Source organism: Arthrobacter oryzae (assembly GCF_003634095.1).
GTDB classification, from domain to species: Bacteria; Actinomycetota; Actinomycetes; order Actinomycetales; family Micrococcaceae; genus Arthrobacter; species Arthrobacter oryzae.
Genome location: NZ_RBIR01000002.1, coordinates 640652 through 656219 on the forward strand (window position 1 = coordinate 640652; position 15568 = coordinate 656219).

Sequence of the window (15568 nt, forward strand, 5' to 3'; positions counted from 1 at the left end):
CCGCGCTACTCGGCCACGACGGCGGCGATGAGGGTTTTGAGGGTCCCCCGCTGGATCTCGCCGAGCACCCGGGACGCGACGCGGCCCTTCTTGTCCAGCACGAGGGTGGTGGGCACCGCCCCGGGCGGGACGAGGCCCGAGACGGCCAGCAGCACGGCGCCGTCCTTGTCATTGAAGCTCGGGTACGTCAGTTTGAAGGTCGTGTCGAACGCGTCGGCCGTGGCCTTCTCGTCGCGAAGATTCACGCCGAAGAACTGCACGCCCTGGGGCTTGAACTCCTGGTGGAGAGCCTCGAGGGAAGGCGCCTCGATCCGGCACGGGGCGCAGGCGGCGAACCAGAAATTCAGCACCGTGACCTTGCCGGCGAAGTCCGCCGAGGTGACCGCGGTGCCGTCGAACAGCGTCCCCTTAAGCTCCACGGGGCTCTTACGGTCGGCCACGGCGAACTCGGTCACGGACCCGTCGCCGGCCACGTAGTTCTTGTTGTCCCCTGCCTTGGCCTGCTTGGCGAGGGCGTCGTCCTGGGCGCAGCCGGACAGGCCGAACACTGCGGCCAGGGCGGCGCCGCCGGCCGTCAGGACGTTGCGGCGGGACAGTGGAGTCTGCGCGCGGCGGTTCTCGGCCATGGTCAGGCCCCCGGGGTGCTGGACGCACCGGGCAGCAGGGCGGCGGCCGGCTCGCTGTAGTCCACCCGGACCAGGGCGCCGGCGTCGTCGAACACCAGGGACGTCAGGGACGTCAAAGTGCACTCGCGCTTGCGCGGGTCATGCCACAGCGGCCGCCCCTCGACGCTGAGCCGTGTGGCCCAAATGGGCAGCTGGTGGCTGACGAGGATGGCCTCGGCCCCGTCGCCGCCCACCTCGATGGCCCGGACGCGCGCATCCTGAACGGCCGCGATGACGCGCGCCGCCTGTTCCTTGTACGGCTCGCCCCAGGACGGCCGGAACGGGTTGTACAGCCGGGCCCAGTGCTTGGGCCGGAGCAGCTCCGCTTTGGAGACGTGGAGGCCCTCGAAATAGTTGGCGGCCTCGATGATGCGGGCGTCGGTGGCGATCTCAAGGCCCAGGGCGACGGCGATCGGCTGCGCAGTCTCCTGCGCCCGGGTCAGCGGAGACGCGGCGAGGTGGACGATCCTGGCCCCTTGCTCGGACCGCTCACTGAAGTGCGTCGCCAGCATGCGGGCCATATCCTGGCCGAGGTCGGAGAGGTGGAATTCCGGCAGCCTGCCGTACAGGACACCATCGGGATTGTGGACCTCGCCGTGGCGGAGCAAATGAACAGTGGCTTGGGGCATGTCTACCAGTTTCTCAAAGATGACGGTCGATCTGAAATCTTCTACAGGAGGTAGAACTGAAGAGTTTCGAAAAATGTTCCCTGGAGTTGGAATAAAAGATGCAAATGCATGTTTATACTGGGTGAAGCAGTTAGTTGAGATTTCAACCAATGAGCTTTCAACTAACGATCAGACGAACCGCTAGTACCCACCCGACTCAAGGAGAACCATCATGGCACTTCCCGCTAACGTCACCACCGGCACCTGGACCCTCGACCCGTCGCACAGCGAGATCGGTTTCACCGTCCGCCACGCGGGCATCAGCAAGGTCCGCGGCCAGTTCACCGATGCCGCCGCCACCCTGGACCTCGCCGAGAACGTCACCGACTCCAAGGTCAATGCCTCGATCAAGACGGCAAGCTTCGACTCCGGCGATGCCAACCGCGACGGACACGTCCGCGGCGAAGACTTCTTCGACGTAGAGACGTTCCCCGAGATCTCCTTCGTCTCCAACACCATCGTCCCGAAGGGCGACGCTTACGAGCTCCAGGGCGACCTCACCATCAAGGGCGTCACCCGTCCGGTTGCCCTCGAGACCGAATTCAACGGCGTGGCCGTCGATCCCTTCGGCAACACCCGTGCAGGCCTGTCCGCCGAAACCACCATCAGCCGCAAGGACTTCGGCCTGACCTGGAACGCGGTCCTCGAGGCCGGCGGCGTGCTGGTCAGCGACAAGGTTGCCATCAACCTGGAACTGGCTTTCATCGCTCCCGCTGCGTAATTAGTGCAGCGTAGCTAGCAGCGTACGGACCCGCCGCCCGACGTCGGCATCCGTCTCCAGCGCCCCGCTTCATCCTCGCGATGAAGCGGGGCGCTGTTGTAATAGCCGCCGGTGCTGACGCGGGCGCGCCGGCCGGCCGTGCCGCCGCACCTGCCACTAATGCGGCCGCCCGCGTTACCCGGAGACGTCGCGGGCCAGGCCGCCTGGGCGGCTCCGGAAGGGGCCTCTTTTCCCTAGATAACGGGGAAATGGCGGTCTACAGTGTGTGCCATGAACAACCCCAATGAGGTGCCGCCGGAGCAGCCCGGCGGCACGCCCCCGCCCTCGGACAACGTCCCGCCGGCCGGCCCCGGGCAGCCCCCGGTTGGGGCCGGCCCCGAGCAGCCCCCGGTTGGGGCCGGCCCCGAGCAGCCCCCGGTTCACCCGGCGCCCACTCCGGGGTACCAGCCGCCGCAGGGGTACCAGGGGCAGCCCGGCTACCAGCCGCCGCAGGGGTACCAGCCGCCGACCGGGTATCAGGGGCAGCCCGCATCCAGCGGCGGGAATCGCTTCCAAATGCCCGCCGACCGTCCCAGGACGTTCAGCGACGCGCTGCCCGCGGGCGGCCTCTCCGGCATATTCAAGGTCACTGCGATGCCCACCGAGCTGAAGGTCTCGTACTGGATCTGGGTCATCGGCGGGTTCCTGGGCCTCCTCGGCGGAATCATTGGCCTGTTCGGATCGTTCGTCCTCATCGCGTTCGTACCCGCGGTGGGGCTCCTGGTGCTTCTGCTGGTACTGGTGGCACTCGCACTGGCCACCGCGCAGATCATTCTGGCAATGAAGATGAAAGAGGGCCGGGAATGGGCCCGCTTCGCCCTCACCATTCTTGTTGGCATCTCGCTGGTGCTGGCACTCGTCAGCGCGGGCGTCGCGGAGGGCAAGGCCGGCGGAAGCCTGCCAGGCTTCATCATCAGCCTCGTGGCAACCGTGCTCATGTGGGTGCCGAATTCGCAGGCATGGTTTGCCGCCCAACGGGGCCGGATCTAAGACCGAAGCTTCGTTGGGACCAGCCTGATGGCTGCGCTGCAGGGGCGGCCCTACGCCCGTCCCGCCGCAGGCCTGGCGCGGCCCCTCCGGGGTTCGAAAAGCGGTGTCCAAAAGAGGGCTGAGAATACCTCTCCGGAATGATCCGCACGGCGGCTGGCCCGCGGTACGGTGGAGCTAAACCATGCTGGGGGCAGGGCAGGATCGCTGGTCCCGGTGGCCGATACAGTGATTTACACGCAAAGGACCGCTCATGAGCAACCCGCCAGTCCAGCCATCACCTCCCAACGATTCCGAGCCCGGCGCGGAATCCACCACGGGCCACGGCCAAAGCGCCCCGCAAACCCCGCAGCCACCGCAGTACGGCCAGCAGACACCCCCCGCCTACGGCCAGAACACGCCGCAAACCCCGCAGTACGGCCAGCAGACACCCCCGGCCTACGGCCAGAACACGCCGCAGACCCCGCAGTACGGCCAGCAGGCACCCCCAGCCTACGGCCAAAACACCCCGCAGTACGGCCAGCAGACGCCCCCCGCCTACGGCCAAAACACCCCGCAGTACGGCCAGCAGACGCCCCCCGCCTACGGCCAGAACGGCCAATATGGCCAGCAGTACGGTCAGTCGCCCTACGCCCAGTTTCCGTCCGAGCAGCCGCAGGTATCGGGCGGTGTCCCCCAGCTCGTGACTACCGCGTTCTGGCTGATCGTGGCAGCCGGAGCAGTGTGGGTCATTTCCATGCTGGTGTCTCTGGGAACCATTGACACTCCTGCGGTCCGGCAGATGTTCGAGCAGCAGATGGCAACGAGTGGCACCAAGGTCGACTTCAACTCCATCAAGGGAATCCTGATCGGAACCATCGTGGTGTTCGCGGTCATCAGCGCCGGGCTGTACGCCTTGGTCGCGTTTAATGTCCGCCGGGGTAAGAACTGGGCCCGTATTTTGGGCACCGTGTTCGCCGCACTATCGATCTTCAACCTCTTCCCGGTCAGTTTCGCCACCCTGGCGGCACTTCTCGGCATCGCGGCCATCGTGCTGCTGTACCTGCCCGCGGCCTCGCCCTACTTCCAGAAGCGGCAGTCCTTCGCCAACCCCTACGGGCAGCCCGGGGCTCCATTCGGGAAGTAACTGCGCAAAAACCTACTCAGCGGAGAACCGCTCAGCGGGCGCGGGAACCGGAGGGTTCCGCCGACCCTAGTCGGCGTCCTCCGGATCCTGCGCCCTTTGTGCGTGGTACGCCAGGATCTGCAGTTCAGTTGCCATGTCGACCTTGCGGAGGTTGACTCCCGGCGGGACCTGCAGCATTACCGGCGCGAAGCTGAGGATGCTCCGCACGCCGGCGGCGATCACCCGGTCGCAGACATCCTGGGCGACGGCGGCGGGTAACGCAAGGACCACCATGTTGGCGCCCGTGCGTTGCAGGACCGGTTCGAGGTCAGCGGAGTCGCTGACACGCAGCCAGCCGACCTCGCTGCCCACAACCATCTGGTCGGCGTCGAAAATGGCGACGATATCAAAGCCCCGCGACTCAAATCCGCCGTAGCGGGCCAGTGCCTTGCCCAGGTTGCCAGCCCCCACGATCGCGACTTTCCAGTCATGCGTCAGCCCGAGTGCGGCCGCGATTTTGCGGTTGAGGTACTGGACCTCGTATCCCACGCCCCGGGTCCCGTAGGAGCCCACGTAGGACAAGTCTTTGCGCAGCGTCGAGGAGCTGACCCCGGATGCCTCGGCCAGGGATTCGGACGAGACCCTGTCCACCCCGTCAGCCAGCAGTGTGGTCAGGGCGCGCAGATAAATGGTCAGCCGAGCCACGGCCGCGGGCGGAATCTGTTTGGCTACAGTCCCGGCTCCCCCGGGCACAGCCTCGGGAGATGAATCCAGCGAAGTCACTATCTGCTCCATTGCGTCGCGTTGTGCTTCCCACTCTAGGGCCCCGGCTCATCACGCAACAAAGCAGCCAGTCGTCAGGACGGCTGGCCGAGTAGCCGTTGCAGCGTCCGTGTCAGGCGGGCTTCATCAATCTTCCAGAAATCCCGCTGGACACCGTCCACCAGCACCACCGGTATCTCCTCGGCGAAGCGTTCCCTCAGCGCGGCGTCCTGGTCCACTGATTGCTCCGTCCATCCGATTCCCAGCGCGGCAGTGACCCGGCCGACGGCGGCGCGAGCCTCCACGCACAGGTGGCAGTCAGCTTTGGTGATCAGTACTACATCGGGAAAAGACGCGGGCGTGCTCATGCGTCCACCGTAGCCCGGCGGCCGCTTCGGCGTCGACGTGCGGTGACGTCCGCCGGGCGCGCGCCGCAGTCCTGCGCCGCGTCGCGCACGCAACGGGCCGCCCGGCGTCGGTCATTGACTAGACTCGTGGCATGCCCGAGGAGAAATACGTCGCTGTGGCCAGCGAGCCTGCTGCATCGACGCAGCATGGCGAGGCCGCATTTTTCGACGTCGACAACACTCTCATGAAGGGCGCGAGCCTCTTTCACGTGGCGCGCAAGCTGCACCAGCGCGGCGCGTTCACCCTGCCGCAGGCTGCCGGTTTCGCCTGGAAGCAGCTCATGTTCGTGCTGCGCGGGGAGAACATGGATGATGTCCACGCCGTCCGCGATTCCGCCCTGACGCTGGCAGCCGGGATCACGGCGAAGGACATCGAAGCTCTGGGCGAAGAAGTCTACGACGAGATGATTGAGTCCCGGATCTGGCCCGGAACCAAGGCCCTGGCCGAGCAGCACCTCCGGGTCGGGCGTAAAGTCTGGCTGGTCACGGCCACGCCGATCGAGGTGGCCACCGTCATTGCCAGCCGGCTGGGCCTGACCGGGGCGCTGGGCACCGTGGGCGAGATCCTGGACGGCTCCTACACGGGCCGGCTCGTAGGAGATATCCTCCATGGCCCCGCCAAGGCGGTTGCAGTCCGGGGAATCGCGGAGAAGCACGGACTGGACCTCAAACGCTGCTGGGCTTACAGCGATTCCCACAATGACATCCCGCTCCTGAGCATGGTCGGCCACCCGGTCGCGATCAACCCCGACTCCAAGTTGCGCCGCTACGCCCGCGAGCACAACTGGCCGGTCTATGACTTCCGCTCGGGCCGGCGCGCCGCCACGTTGGGATTCAAGGCCGCCACGGTCGGAGGGGCCATCTACGGCCTGTGGCGGGGGTTCTCCCGCTTCCGCGGACCCAACCGCTAAGGCCTCGGCGCGCCCGCCGCGTTTCCGCTGCGGTTTCGGACCCGCGCGGCGGTTTCGGACGCGCGCGGCGGTTTCGGACCCGCGCGGCGCGGATCCGGTGCGCCGTGCGCCGATTCCGTGGCCCGTGTCCGGATCCGGCGCGAATTCCGCCCCCGCAGGGCAAGAGAAATGCCCGCCGCCTGGAAGGCAACGGGCATTTCATGCAGTCCGAAGTATTACTACTTCTTATTGCGACGCTGGTGGCGCGTCTTGCGAAGCAGCTTGCGGTGCTTCTTCTTGGCCATACGCTTGCGACGCTTCTTAATAACTGAACCCACGAAAGTTCCTTACCGGCTAGATGCAGTACCTGCCTGTTGGGAAGGGTCCGCGGGCTAAGCAGCAGACTGAAACAACGGACAGGTTCTTACAATGACGTAAAACGTTCCTTAACAGGGTACCGCCTCTGCGGGGCACCCTTCGACCGCGGGCCATGTGCGGGCCTAAAGCAGTCGATTCATGCTGTGAAAGTTGCCGCGGGCCTTCAGCCCGTCCCGGCGTGGCCGTCAGTCCGGTCGACGACGGCACCCTTGAGGTACTGTTCGACGGCGTTTTCCGGCACTCGGTAAGAGCGGCCGAAGCGGACGGCCGGCATCTCCCCCGAGTGCACAAGACGGTACACGGTCATCTTTGATACCCGCATGAGTTCCGCGACTTCGGCCACGGTCAAAAAACGGGCCTTGGAGAAGTTGGCCTCCGTAGACATTTCTCTATTCCTTTGCTCAAGCGAACGGCAGCCCCATCTGATGCCATGGCGGTGTGCCGATGCTGAGCCATCAAACAACCATGTGACAGCAACTCTAGTTGCTGATGGTGCCAATGTGAAAGCCTTCCTCAGGATTCCCTACGCACTTTCCGCAGGAATCCCGAAACCCTCCCCGGCCGGCACGCCGTCCAATGTTCCCGCGCCGGCACGCTGGCTCCCGCCTCAGGCGCGGGTCCGGCGGGTACGTGCCGAGGCCGCCAACTGGCCGAGTACCGAGGCCGTGACATCCCAGTCCATGCAGGCATCCGTGACGCTCTGGCCGTACACCAGTCCGGCCCTCCCGGCTTCACCGGTTTGGCCGCCGGCGTTGACGTCGAGATTCTGCGCGCCGCCCACCAGGAAACTCTCCAGCATGACGCCCGCGATCGCCCCTGCAGCGGCACCGGCGCCTTCCAGCTGGGAACCGATTTCGAGCGCGACCTCGGCCTGCCGGTGGTGGCTCTTGCCGCTGTTGGCGTGGCTGGCGTCCACGATCAGCCGGGGGTTCAGCTGTTTGGCGGCGAGTTTGGCGGACGCGGCTTCAACGTCGGCGGCGGCGTAGTTCGGTCCCTTGCGTCCGCCGCGGAGGATGACGTGGGTATCCGGGTTGCCGGCGGTGGCCACCAGCGCGGCCCTGCCGTCGTCGTCGATCCCAAGGAATGCCTGGGCGGCAGCGGCCGCGCTGCAGGCGTCCAGCGCCACTTGAAGATCGCCGTCGGTCCCGTTCTTGAAGCCGATCGGCATTGAGAGCCCGGAGGCCAGCTGGCGGTGGATCTGGCTCTCGGTCGTGCGGGCGCCGATCGCGCCCCAGGCGACCAGGTCCGCGACGTACTGGGGGCTGATGGGCTCGAGGAACTCTGTGGCCGTCGGCAGGCCGAGCGCCGTGACCTGCCGCAGGAATGCCCGGGCCGCGCGCAGGCCCGCGGCGATGTCGTGGCTGCCGTCCAGCCGGGGGTCGTTGATCAGGCCCTTCCAGCCCACCGTGGTGCGCGGCTTCTCAAAGTAGGTGCGCATGACGATCAGCAGGTCTTCGCGGTGCTTCTCGGCCTGGCTGACCAGCCGGCGGGCGTATTCAAGGCCTGCCTTGGGGTCGTGGATGGAGCAGGGGCCCACGATCACGAGCAGCCGGTCATCCACGCCGTCCATGATGGCGCGGACCTGGTCGCGGCCACGTCCCACCACCTCCGCCATGCGGGACTCCAGCGGCAGCTCGGCCATCAGGTCCTGCGGGGTGGGCAGCGCGGTGAACTCGCTGACGCGCAGGTTCGAGGTGGGGTGCTGGGTGCCGGCGGCTGCTTGAATGCTCATATTCGGGTCCTGTTCCGGATGCGGAGCGGGCCCTGATCAGAACCCGCCGGAGAAATGGCGAAGGGCAGAGAATGATCTCTGCCCTGTTGGCTCTGAAGGAAAGTTGGGTGCGTGTCAGTTAGACGCGGGCTCCTCCAGAGCCAACGAAAAATACGCATACCAACGGTTAGTCATAGCCACGACCATAGCCCCGGAGCCGCGGCCGGGGCAAACGCGGGGCGTAATATTTCCGGCGCCACACCCCGGGCCGCGGGGATGCAGCGCCACCGCCCCGGGATCGGCGGAAGGCATGGCCGGGCAGTGCCGGCGGCAGACACTGCCGCGATCTGCCGCCAGTCTCGCCCCGTCACGGCCTAGAGTGTGATGGGACTTCAGCCCGAGCAACAGACCGCTATGGAGGACGCCATGACGCAGACCTTCCCGCCCGACAATCCAGAGGCACCCACAACGTCCCAGTCGGCTGCGCCGGATGTCCAGGCGGCCGGAGCCTCTGGTGCAGGGCAAGACGCCCGCCGGCTTCCTGCAGCCTTGAAGCGCCGAGCGCCCAAGTACGCGGACCTTGCGCCCCTCATGCAGTTCAAGAAGCCCGACTTCGGCCGGGCCGCAAAGCTTCGCCGGGCCAGCACCATCTGGGATCTGCGCGACCAGGCCAAGCGCCGCACGCCCCAAGCCCCGTTCGACTACACCGACGGCGCCGCCGAAGCCGAAATCACCCTCCGCCGCGCCCGCCAGGCCTTCCTGGACATCGAGTTCCGGCCCGGGATCCTGCGGGACGTCTCCCACATCGATCTCAGCACCAACATCCTGGGCGGACCGTCCCGGCTGCCCGTGGGGATCGCGCCCACCGGCTTCACCCGGATGATGCAGTCCGAAGGCGAATACGCCGGCTCCCAGGCCGCAGAGGCCGCCGGGATCCCCTACACCCTCTCCACCATGGGCACCGCATCCATCGAGGACGTCGCCGCCGCCGCACCCACCGGACGCAACTGGTTCCAGCTCTACCTCTGGACGGACCGGGACCGGTCCCTGGAACTGATCCAACGCGCCGCCGCGGCCGGCAACGACACCCTCATGGTCACCGTCGACACCGCCGTCGCCGGCGCCCGCCTCCGCGATGTCCGCAACGGCATGACCATCCCGCCCGCACTGACCCTCAAAACCGTCCTGGACGCGTCCTACCGGCCCGCGTGGTGGTTCAACTTCCTCACCCACGAACCCCTGACCTTCGCCTCCCTCTCCCGCTACACCGGCACCGTCGCGGACCTCATCAACTCCATGTTCGACCCCACCCTCACCTACGCCGACCTCGACTGGCTCCGCGAGACCTGGAAAGGCAAACTCGTGGTCAAGGGCATCCAGACAGTCGAGGACGCCCGCAAGGTGGCGGACCACGGCGCGGACGGAATCGTGCTCTCCAACCACGGCGGCCGCCAACTGGACCGCGCACCCATCCCGTTCCACCTGCTCCCCGAAGTCTCCGCCGCCCTCAAGGCCGACCACAGCGACGCCGCCATCATCCTGGACACCGGCATCATGAGCGGCGCCGACATCATCGCGGCCGTCGCCCTCGGCGCGGACTTCACCCTGATCGGCCGCGCCTACCTCTACGGACTCATGGCCGGCGGCCGCGCCGGCGTGGACCGGACCCTGGAAATCCTGGAAAAAGACATGCAACGCACCATGGCCCTGCTGGGCGTCAGCCGCATCGCAGACCTCACCCCCGACCACGTCCGGATCCTCACAAAGTAGGCGGCCAGCTGACTCGCAGCAGGGGCCGTTCTCAGCGCGCAGAGCAGCCCCTGCCGCGAGCGAGTTGGGTTACTTCTTGCGGCCGAACTTCGGCAGGTTGGCGAGGAGGTCCGCGGCGCGGGTGGCGGCACGGCCCACGGTCCGCCCGATCTGTTGGGGCATCTTGTCCTCGCCGGCCGTTCCCACCGGGATGACGACGGCGGCGCTCAGCGGGCTGCCGGCAGGACGGCCCGCCAAGGTCGCGGCGGGCTGGGCTGCAACCTGGGCGGCAGCGGATTCCGCGCCCGTAGGCGCTGCGGCGGGCTGCGGGCCGGCAGCCGCGGCCAGGCCGTCCGGGACAGCTGCCGGGTTTAATCCGGGATGGCGCTCCGGGGCCGCATCCGGCGTCGCGGAGGGCAGGATATCGAACGCCTGCAGCCAGCTGGCGATCCCGGCGAGGGGCTTGGGGTTGAGCGTGTAGTAGCGCTTTTGGCCCTGGGCACGCATGCTCACCAGGTCCGCTTCCCGAAGGACTTTGAGATGTTTGGAAATGGTGGGCTGGCTTGCTTCAAGCTCCTCGACCAGCTCCCCCACCGCCTTGTCCCCCTTGCGCAGGGCTACCAGGATGTCGCGCCTGGTTGCCTCAGCAATGACGGCAAATACGTCGTCTGTCACCATGCCCTCCACACTAGCGACATATACGCCAGATGGCATCCACAAATTGCCGGCCCGGCACGGGCCCCGCTCCCGGCCCGGAACTAGTCGAACCAGGGGTCCAGTCCGTGCAGCGGAAATACTTCCTTGCGGGTGGCCATGACGCTGCGGTCCACGGCGTCGTTGGGGTCGAACCCCACCTCCCAGGACCGCCACCAGAGGTCGACGTCGTCCCCCATCAATTCCGGGGGCTCCACCCCGAACCTGGCCCCGTACTTGTCCCGGACGTAGCTGCGCCAGTCCTCCGGCACCGGGGTGCGCAGCGGGACCGGGCGCCCCGCGGCGATGGCTATGAGGTGGCTCCAGGACCGCGGCACCACGCTCACCACGTTGTAGCCGCCGCCCCCGGTGGATATCCACCGGTTCCCGCAGTACCGCGCGGCGAGATTGCCGATCGCGGTGGCGGCCTCACGCTGGCCGTCCACACTGATGTTCAGGTGGGTGAGCGGATCCAGCCGGTGTGAGTCGCAGCCGTGCTGGCTCACGATGACTTCCGGTTCGAACGCGCCAATGAGCTGCGGCACGACGGCGTGGAAGGCCCGGAGCCACCCGGCGTCGGCCGTGCCGGCCGGAAGAGCGACGTTCACGGCACTGCCTTGCGCGTTCGGTCCACCGATTTCATTGGCAAAGCCGGTGCCCGGGAAGAGCGTCAACCCGGATTCGTGCAGCGAAATCGTCAGGACGCGGGGGTCGTCCCAGAAGATGTTCTGCGTCCCGTCGCCGTGGTGCGCATCGACGTCGACGTACGCCACGCGCCGGACGCCGCCGTCGAGCAGGCGCTGGATGGCGAGTGCGGCGTCGTTGTAGATGCAAAAACCGCTGGCGCGGTCCCGGGAGGCATGGTGCATCCCGCCGCCGAAGTTCACGGCCCGCAGCGCGCTGCCGTCCAGGACCGCAGCGGCCGCCAGCAGGGAACCGCCGGCGAGCCGGGCACTGGCCTCGTGCATGCCGGCAAAGGCGGGGTCATCCTCGGTGCCCAGGCCCCTGGCTTCGTCCGGGGCGCCCGGGTTCTCGCTCACGCGCCGGACAGCGGCGACGAACTCGGGCGTGTGGACCGACTGCAGCTCCTCGTCGGTGGCGACTTCCGGGGCCGCGACCGTGACGTGGTCCAGCGCCAGCAGTCCCAGACTGCCGGCCAGCTTCGCCGTGAGCTCCATGCGCTCGGGCGCCATCGGGTGGCTGTGGCCAAAGTTGTACGCGGTCATGGCAGGGGCCCACACCACCGTCGTTGGTGGCGCGGTCTGAGCGAGTCCCGGCAGGAATGTCATCAATCACAGGCTACCCGAGCGTCCCCCGGCTTCCCGCGCGCGCACGGTGCTCCCCGGCCATGACGCGGAATTTAGTGGTTTACTACTGGGGGAAGCAGTTTCAACCGAGGAAAAACATGACGCAAAGCCAGTCGAGGTCCACGAGCCCGGCCAGCTGGCAGCCAGGCATGCCGGAGCGGGACGGCCTGTGGATCTTCACACGCCTGCGCGACTTCATCGACGGCATCGCGAACAGCTCGCCGGCCCGGCTGGCGCTCACGGCGTTCGGCATCGCGATCCTGGTCTTCACCACCTTGCTCTCACTCCCGGCGTCATCCGCGACAGGACAGGCCACGCCGCTGCACCAGGCCCTGTTCACGGCGGTATCCGCCGTCTGCGTCACAGGCCTGACTGTGGTCTCTACGGCCGTGCACTGGTCCTTCTTCGGCCAGCTGGTTATTTTGGTCGGCATATTCGTCGGCGGCCTGGGCACCCTGACCCTCGCGTCACTGCTGGCGCTCATGGTCAGCAAGAAACTGGGCGTCCGCGGCAAGCTGATAGCCCAGGAAGCCATGAACAACGCCGGCCGGCTCGGCGAGGTGGGCACCCTGCTCAGGATCGTGATCGTGACGTCCCTGGTGATCGAGGGCGCCCTGGCAGCGGTCCTCGTCCCCGGCTTCCTTGCCCTCGGGGAAAGTTTCCCGCAGGCCCTTTGGCACGGCGTCTTCTATGCGATTTCCTCGTTCAACAACGCAGGATTCACGCCGCACTCCGACGGAGTCGTCCCTTACCAAACGGATCTCTGGATCCTTGTGCCGCTCATGATCGGCGTGTTCCTGGGCAGCCTGGGATTCCCCGTGGTCATGGTGCTGCAGCAGAACGGGCTGCGCTGGAAGAAATGGAACCTGCACACCAAGCTGACCATCCAGGTGTCCTTCATCCTCCTGGCCGGCGGGGCGCTCCTGTGGGGCTTCCTGGAGTGGGACAACCTGCGCACCATCGGCGGCATGGACATCGGCGACAAAATCACGCATTCACTGTTTGCCTCCGTCATGCTGAGGTCCGGCGGGTTCAACCTTGTCGACCAGAACCACATGGACTCCACCACCATGCTGCTCTCCGATGCCCTCATGTTCGCCGGCGGCGGCTCCGCCTCCACAGCCGGCGGCATCAAGGTGACCACCATCGCCGTGATGTTCCTGGCGATCGCCGCCGAAGCCCGCGGCGACGCGGACGTGAAGATCTACGGCCGGACCATCCCCGAGGGCACCATGCGGGTGGCCATTTCGGTGATCGTCGCCGGCGCCACCCTCGTGTCGGTCTCAGCCCTCCTGCTCCTGCACATCAGCGGCGCCTCCCTGGACCGGGTTCTGTTCGAAACGATTTCCGCCTTCGCCACGGTCGGTTTGAGCACCAATCTCAGTGCCGAACTGCCGCCGTCGGGGGTCTACGTCCTGGTCGTGCTCATGTTTGCCGGGCGCGTCGGGACTGTCACCCTTGCCGCCGCCCTGGCCCTGCGCCAGCGCACCCAGCTGTACCACTATCCGGAAGAGAGACCGATCATTGGCTAGTTCCTCAGCCGTCAACCGCCCCGCCCACAACGCCCCCGTGCTGGTGATCGGGCTGGGGCGCTTTGGCGCCTCCACCGCAGAGCAGCTGGTCAAGCAGGGCAGGGAGGTGCTGGCCATTGAGCGGGACCGCAACCTCGTCCAGAAATGGGCGGGGGTCCTGACCCATGTCGTGGAAGCTGACGCCACGAACATCGACGCGCTCCGCCAGCTCGGCGCCCAGGAGTTCAGTTCCGCCGTTTGCGGTGTGGGCACGTCGATCGAATCCTCCGTGCTGATCACCGTCAACCTCGTGGACCTCGGAATCGAGCACCTCTGGGTCAAGGCGATCACGCCCTCGCACGGCAAGATCCTGACCCGGATCGGCGCCAACCACGTCATCTACCCGGAGGCCGACGCCGGCGTCCGCGCCGCGCACCTGGTTTCCGGCCGCATGCTGGACTTCATCGAGTTCGACGATGACTTCGCGATCGTCAAGATGTACCCGCCGCGCGAGACCGTAGGCTTCACCCTGGACGAATCCAAGGTCCGTTCCAAGTACGGCGTCACGATTGTGGGTGTGAAGTCCCCGGGCGAGGACTTCACGTACGCCCGGCCGGAGACCAAGGTCTCCTCACGGGACATGCTCATCGTTTCCGGCCACGTGGACCTGCTCGAACGGTTCGCCGCCCGGCCGTAAGCCCCGCCGGGGCCGACGGCGCCGCGGCTTCCTGCGCCGGGCCGTGAGCCCCGCCGGAGCCGAGGGCGCCACTGCCCCGCATGCCGGGTGCCGCTCAGGCGAGCTGCCGGGTGATTTCCGCGGCGCGGGCGGCGGCCGCGCGGGCGCCGTCGGCGATGATCGCCGGCATGCCCCGCTCGTCAAAGGTGGCGATGGCCCGTTCCGTGGTGCCGTTAGGGCTGGTGACGGCCTTGCGCAGCGCAGCAGGATCCGCACCGGGTTCCGCCAGCATGAAGCCCGCACCGGCGACGGTCTCGCGGGCCAGCAGCAGTGACAGCTCCCGATCCAGGCCCAGCTCCACCCCTGCCGCTGCCATGGCTTCGGCCAGATAGAAGGCGTAGGCCGGCCCCGAGCCGCTGATCGCGGAAAGGGCGTCCACCTGGTCTTCGGGGATCTCCACCACCGTGCCGGCCGCCGCGAGGATGTCCTTGGCGTGCTGAAGTTGCTCGGCCGAGCAACTCGTTCCGGCAGAAACGGAGACGACGCCGCGCCCCAGCTTCGCCGGCGTGTTAGGCATCGTGCGGATGACGGGCTGGCCTGCCGGCAGGGCCGCCTCCAGCTGCTGCAGGGACACGGCGGCCGCAACGCTGATGACGATGGTGTCCGGCGAGAGGGACCCGCTGATTTCCCGTGCCAGGTCCGCGATGCCCACGGGCTTGACGCCGAGGATCACGACGCCGGAGCCGGTGGCGGCTTGCCTGTTGTTCTCGGGTTCTTCTTCGCCCGCGATGGCCGTGATCCCGTGGTGCCGTTCGGCCAGCTCGGCCGCACGCTCGGCCCGGCGGACCGTGGCGACGATATCGGCCGGATCGACGCCGCCGTCGATCAGTCCGGCCAGAATTGCCTCGTTCATTGACCCACAGCCCAGGAATGCGATTCGGTTGCTCATGTCCCCATCATGGCAGTCCCGCGCGATTCCCAGCTAGTTCACACCTTCACCGCAGTCAGTGCACAACTTCGGTCCCTAGCGTGGTAGCTACCTCATTGAGGGTGCGAGTGATACAGCGGGCATGCGGATGCCTGCGCGGCACCGGTGGTCTGTAGCGGGTTTTCCCATTTTTCACGCTACCGGCCGCCGGTGCCTTTTCCGTTTCAGCCCCTCGGCGCGCCGATTCCACGGACCAGCTGCCGTGCGCCGCCGTGCCATCGGGGGCCGCCGTCGGATTTTCAGCCAACGCACAGGCAAATCCTGTCGTCTACCCATAAACGGCCAGTACCTTGGAAAGTGCCTCAACAGGT

Annotated in this window: 17 protein-coding genes; 7 read left to right on the forward strand and 10 right to left on the reverse strand. The window is 67.1% G+C overall.

Going from position 1 to position 15568, the window contains the following annotated elements; genetic code table 11:
• Positions 1-5: 5 nt before the first annotated feature.
• A complete protein-coding gene (locus C8D78_RS07270) occupies positions 6-626 on the reverse strand; it encodes a TlpA family protein disulfide reductase (RefSeq protein WP_120951530.1) in 621 nt (206 codons plus the stop codon).
• 2 nt (positions 627-628) lie between these two features.
• Complete coding sequence (locus tag C8D78_RS07275) at positions 629-1294, reverse strand: histidine phosphatase family protein (RefSeq protein WP_120951532.1); 666 nt, start codon at positions 1292-1294, stop codon at positions 629-631.
• 211 nt (positions 1295-1505) lie between these two features.
• Here C8D78_RS07275 and C8D78_RS07280 point away from each other — a divergent pair, with 211 nt between their 5' ends.
• The 3 genes from C8D78_RS07280 to C8D78_RS07290 all read left to right on the forward strand — a co-directional run bounded on the left by C8D78_RS07280 (position 1506) and on the right by C8D78_RS07290 (position 4206).
• A complete protein-coding gene (locus tag C8D78_RS07280) occupies positions 1506-2054 on the forward strand; it encodes a YceI family protein (protein WP_120951534.1) in 549 nt (182 codons plus the stop codon).
• A 270-nt stretch (positions 2055-2324) separates the two neighbouring features.
• Positions 2325-3083: a polyadenylate binding domain-containing protein gene (locus C8D78_RS19935; protein WP_244208306.1), complete on the forward strand. Its 759-nt coding sequence runs from the start codon at positions 2325-2327 to the stop codon at positions 3081-3083.
• A gap of 250 nt (positions 3084-3333) precedes the next feature.
• Positions 3334-4206: a Yip1 family protein gene (locus C8D78_RS07290; protein ID WP_120951537.1), complete on the forward strand. Its 873-nt coding sequence runs from the start codon at positions 3334-3336 to the stop codon at positions 4204-4206.
• 66 nt (positions 4207-4272) lie between these two features.
• On the opposite strand, the gene C8D78_RS07295 is transcribed toward C8D78_RS07290, so the two are convergent.
• Complete coding sequence (locus C8D78_RS07295; protein ID WP_120951539.1) at positions 4273-4968, reverse strand: redox-sensing transcriptional repressor Rex; 696 nt, start codon at positions 4966-4968, stop codon at positions 4273-4275.
• A 74-nt stretch (positions 4969-5042) separates the two neighbouring features.
• On the reverse strand, positions 5043-5315 hold the full coding sequence (locus tag C8D78_RS07300) for a glutaredoxin family protein (RefSeq protein WP_120951541.1): 273 nt from the start codon (positions 5313-5315) through the stop codon (positions 5043-5045).
• A gap of 131 nt (positions 5316-5446) precedes the next feature.
• Between C8D78_RS07300 and C8D78_RS07305 the strand changes: the two genes are divergently transcribed.
• On the forward strand, positions 5447-6265 hold the full coding sequence (locus C8D78_RS07305) for an HAD family hydrolase (protein ID WP_120951543.1): 819 nt from the start codon (positions 5447-5449) through the stop codon (positions 6263-6265).
• Positions 6266-6483: 218 nt separating this feature from the next.
• On the opposite strand, the gene C8D78_RS07310 is transcribed toward C8D78_RS07305, so the two are convergent.
• The 3 genes from C8D78_RS07310 to C8D78_RS07320 form a co-directional block, all read right to left on the reverse strand.
• Positions 6484-6582: a 30S ribosomal protein bS22 gene (locus C8D78_RS07310; RefSeq protein WP_003792170.1), complete on the reverse strand. Its 99-nt coding sequence runs from the start codon at positions 6580-6582 to the stop codon at positions 6484-6486.
• A gap of 203 nt (positions 6583-6785) precedes the next feature.
• Positions 6786-7007: a helix-turn-helix domain-containing protein gene (locus C8D78_RS07315; protein WP_090951577.1), complete on the reverse strand. Its 222-nt coding sequence runs from the start codon at positions 7005-7007 to the stop codon at positions 6786-6788.
• A gap of 222 nt (positions 7008-7229) precedes the next feature.
• The gene (locus tag C8D78_RS07320) at positions 7230-8354 is read right to left on the reverse strand and encodes a 3-deoxy-7-phosphoheptulonate synthase (protein WP_120951545.1); all 1125 of its coding nucleotides are present in this window, start codon (positions 8352-8354) and stop codon (positions 7230-7232) included.
• 405 nt (positions 8355-8759) lie between these two features.
• Here C8D78_RS07320 and C8D78_RS07325 point away from each other — a divergent pair, with 405 nt between their 5' ends.
• On the forward strand, positions 8760-10103 hold the full coding sequence (locus tag C8D78_RS07325) for an alpha-hydroxy acid oxidase (protein WP_120951547.1): 1344 nt from the start codon (positions 8760-8762) through the stop codon (positions 10101-10103).
• A 69-nt stretch (positions 10104-10172) separates the two neighbouring features.
• Here C8D78_RS07325 and C8D78_RS07330 read toward each other — a convergent pair whose 3' ends face one another.
• Positions 10173-10760, reverse strand: coding sequence for an ArsR/SmtB family transcription factor (locus C8D78_RS07330; RefSeq protein WP_120951549.1), 588 nt, complete (start codon positions 10758-10760; stop codon positions 10173-10175).
• Positions 10761-10840: 80 nt separating this feature from the next.
• Positions 10841-12064: an acetoin utilization protein AcuC gene (locus C8D78_RS07335; RefSeq protein ID WP_120951551.1), complete on the reverse strand. Its 1224-nt coding sequence runs from the start codon at positions 12062-12064 to the stop codon at positions 10841-10843.
• 116 nt (positions 12065-12180) lie between these two features.
• Here C8D78_RS07335 and C8D78_RS07340 point away from each other — a divergent pair, with 116 nt between their 5' ends.
• Complete coding sequence (locus C8D78_RS07340) at positions 12181-13614, forward strand: TrkH family potassium uptake protein (RefSeq protein ID WP_120951553.1); 1434 nt, start codon at positions 12181-12183, stop codon at positions 13612-13614.
• 37 nt (positions 13615-13651) lie between these two features.
• Positions 13652-14290, forward strand: coding sequence for a potassium channel family protein (locus C8D78_RS07345; protein ID WP_120951861.1), 639 nt, complete (start codon positions 13652-13654; stop codon positions 14288-14290).
• A 94-nt stretch (positions 14291-14384) separates the two neighbouring features.
• On the opposite strand, the gene proC is transcribed toward C8D78_RS07345, so the two are convergent.
• Positions 14385-15218, reverse strand: a complete 834-nt coding sequence (proC, locus tag C8D78_RS07350) for a pyrroline-5-carboxylate reductase (protein ID WP_120951555.1) — start codon at positions 15216-15218, stop codon at positions 14385-14387.
• Positions 15219-15568 lie beyond the last annotated feature (350 nt).

Coding starts and splice junctions, on each gene's coding strand:
- C8D78_RS07320 (WP_120951545.1), bottom strand. CDS start 8,354: ATGAGCATTCAAGCAGCCGCCGGCACCCAGCACCCCACCTCGAACCTG.
- C8D78_RS07330 (WP_120951549.1), bottom strand. CDS start 10,760: ATGGTGACAGACGACGTATTTGCCGTCATTGCTGAGGCAACCAGGCGC.
- C8D78_RS07270 (WP_120951530.1), bottom strand. CDS start 626: ATGGCCGAGAACCGCCGCGCGCAGACTCCACTGTCCCGCCGCAACGTC.
- proC (WP_120951555.1), bottom strand. CDS start 15,218: ATGAGCAACCGAATCGCATTCCTGGGCTGTGGGTCAATGAACGAGGCA.
- C8D78_RS07300 (WP_120951541.1), bottom strand. CDS start 5,315: ATGAGCACGCCCGCGTCTTTTCCCGATGTAGTACTGATCACCAAAGCT.
- C8D78_RS07325 (WP_120951547.1), top strand. CDS start 8,760: ATGACGCAGACCTTCCCGCCCGACAATCCAGAGGCACCCACAACGTCC.
- C8D78_RS19935 (WP_244208306.1), top strand. CDS start 2,325: ATGAACAACCCCAATGAGGTGCCGCCGGAGCAGCCCGGCGGCACGCCC.
- C8D78_RS07335 (WP_120951551.1), bottom strand. CDS start 12,064: ATGACATTCCTGCCGGGACTCGCTCAGACCGCGCCACCAACGACGGTG.
- C8D78_RS07275 (WP_120951532.1), bottom strand. CDS start 1,294: ATGCCCCAAGCCACTGTTCATTTGCTCCGCCACGGCGAGGTCCACAAT.
- C8D78_RS07315 (WP_090951577.1), bottom strand. CDS start 7,007: ATGTCTACGGAGGCCAACTTCTCCAAGGCCCGTTTTTTGACCGTGGCC.
- C8D78_RS07340 (WP_120951553.1), top strand. CDS start 12,181: ATGACGCAAAGCCAGTCGAGGTCCACGAGCCCGGCCAGCTGGCAGCCA.
- C8D78_RS07305 (WP_120951543.1), top strand. CDS start 5,447: ATGCCCGAGGAGAAATACGTCGCTGTGGCCAGCGAGCCTGCTGCATCG.
- C8D78_RS07290 (WP_120951537.1), top strand. CDS start 3,334: ATGAGCAACCCGCCAGTCCAGCCATCACCTCCCAACGATTCCGAGCCC.
- C8D78_RS07280 (WP_120951534.1), top strand. CDS start 1,506: ATGGCACTTCCCGCTAACGTCACCACCGGCACCTGGACCCTCGACCCG.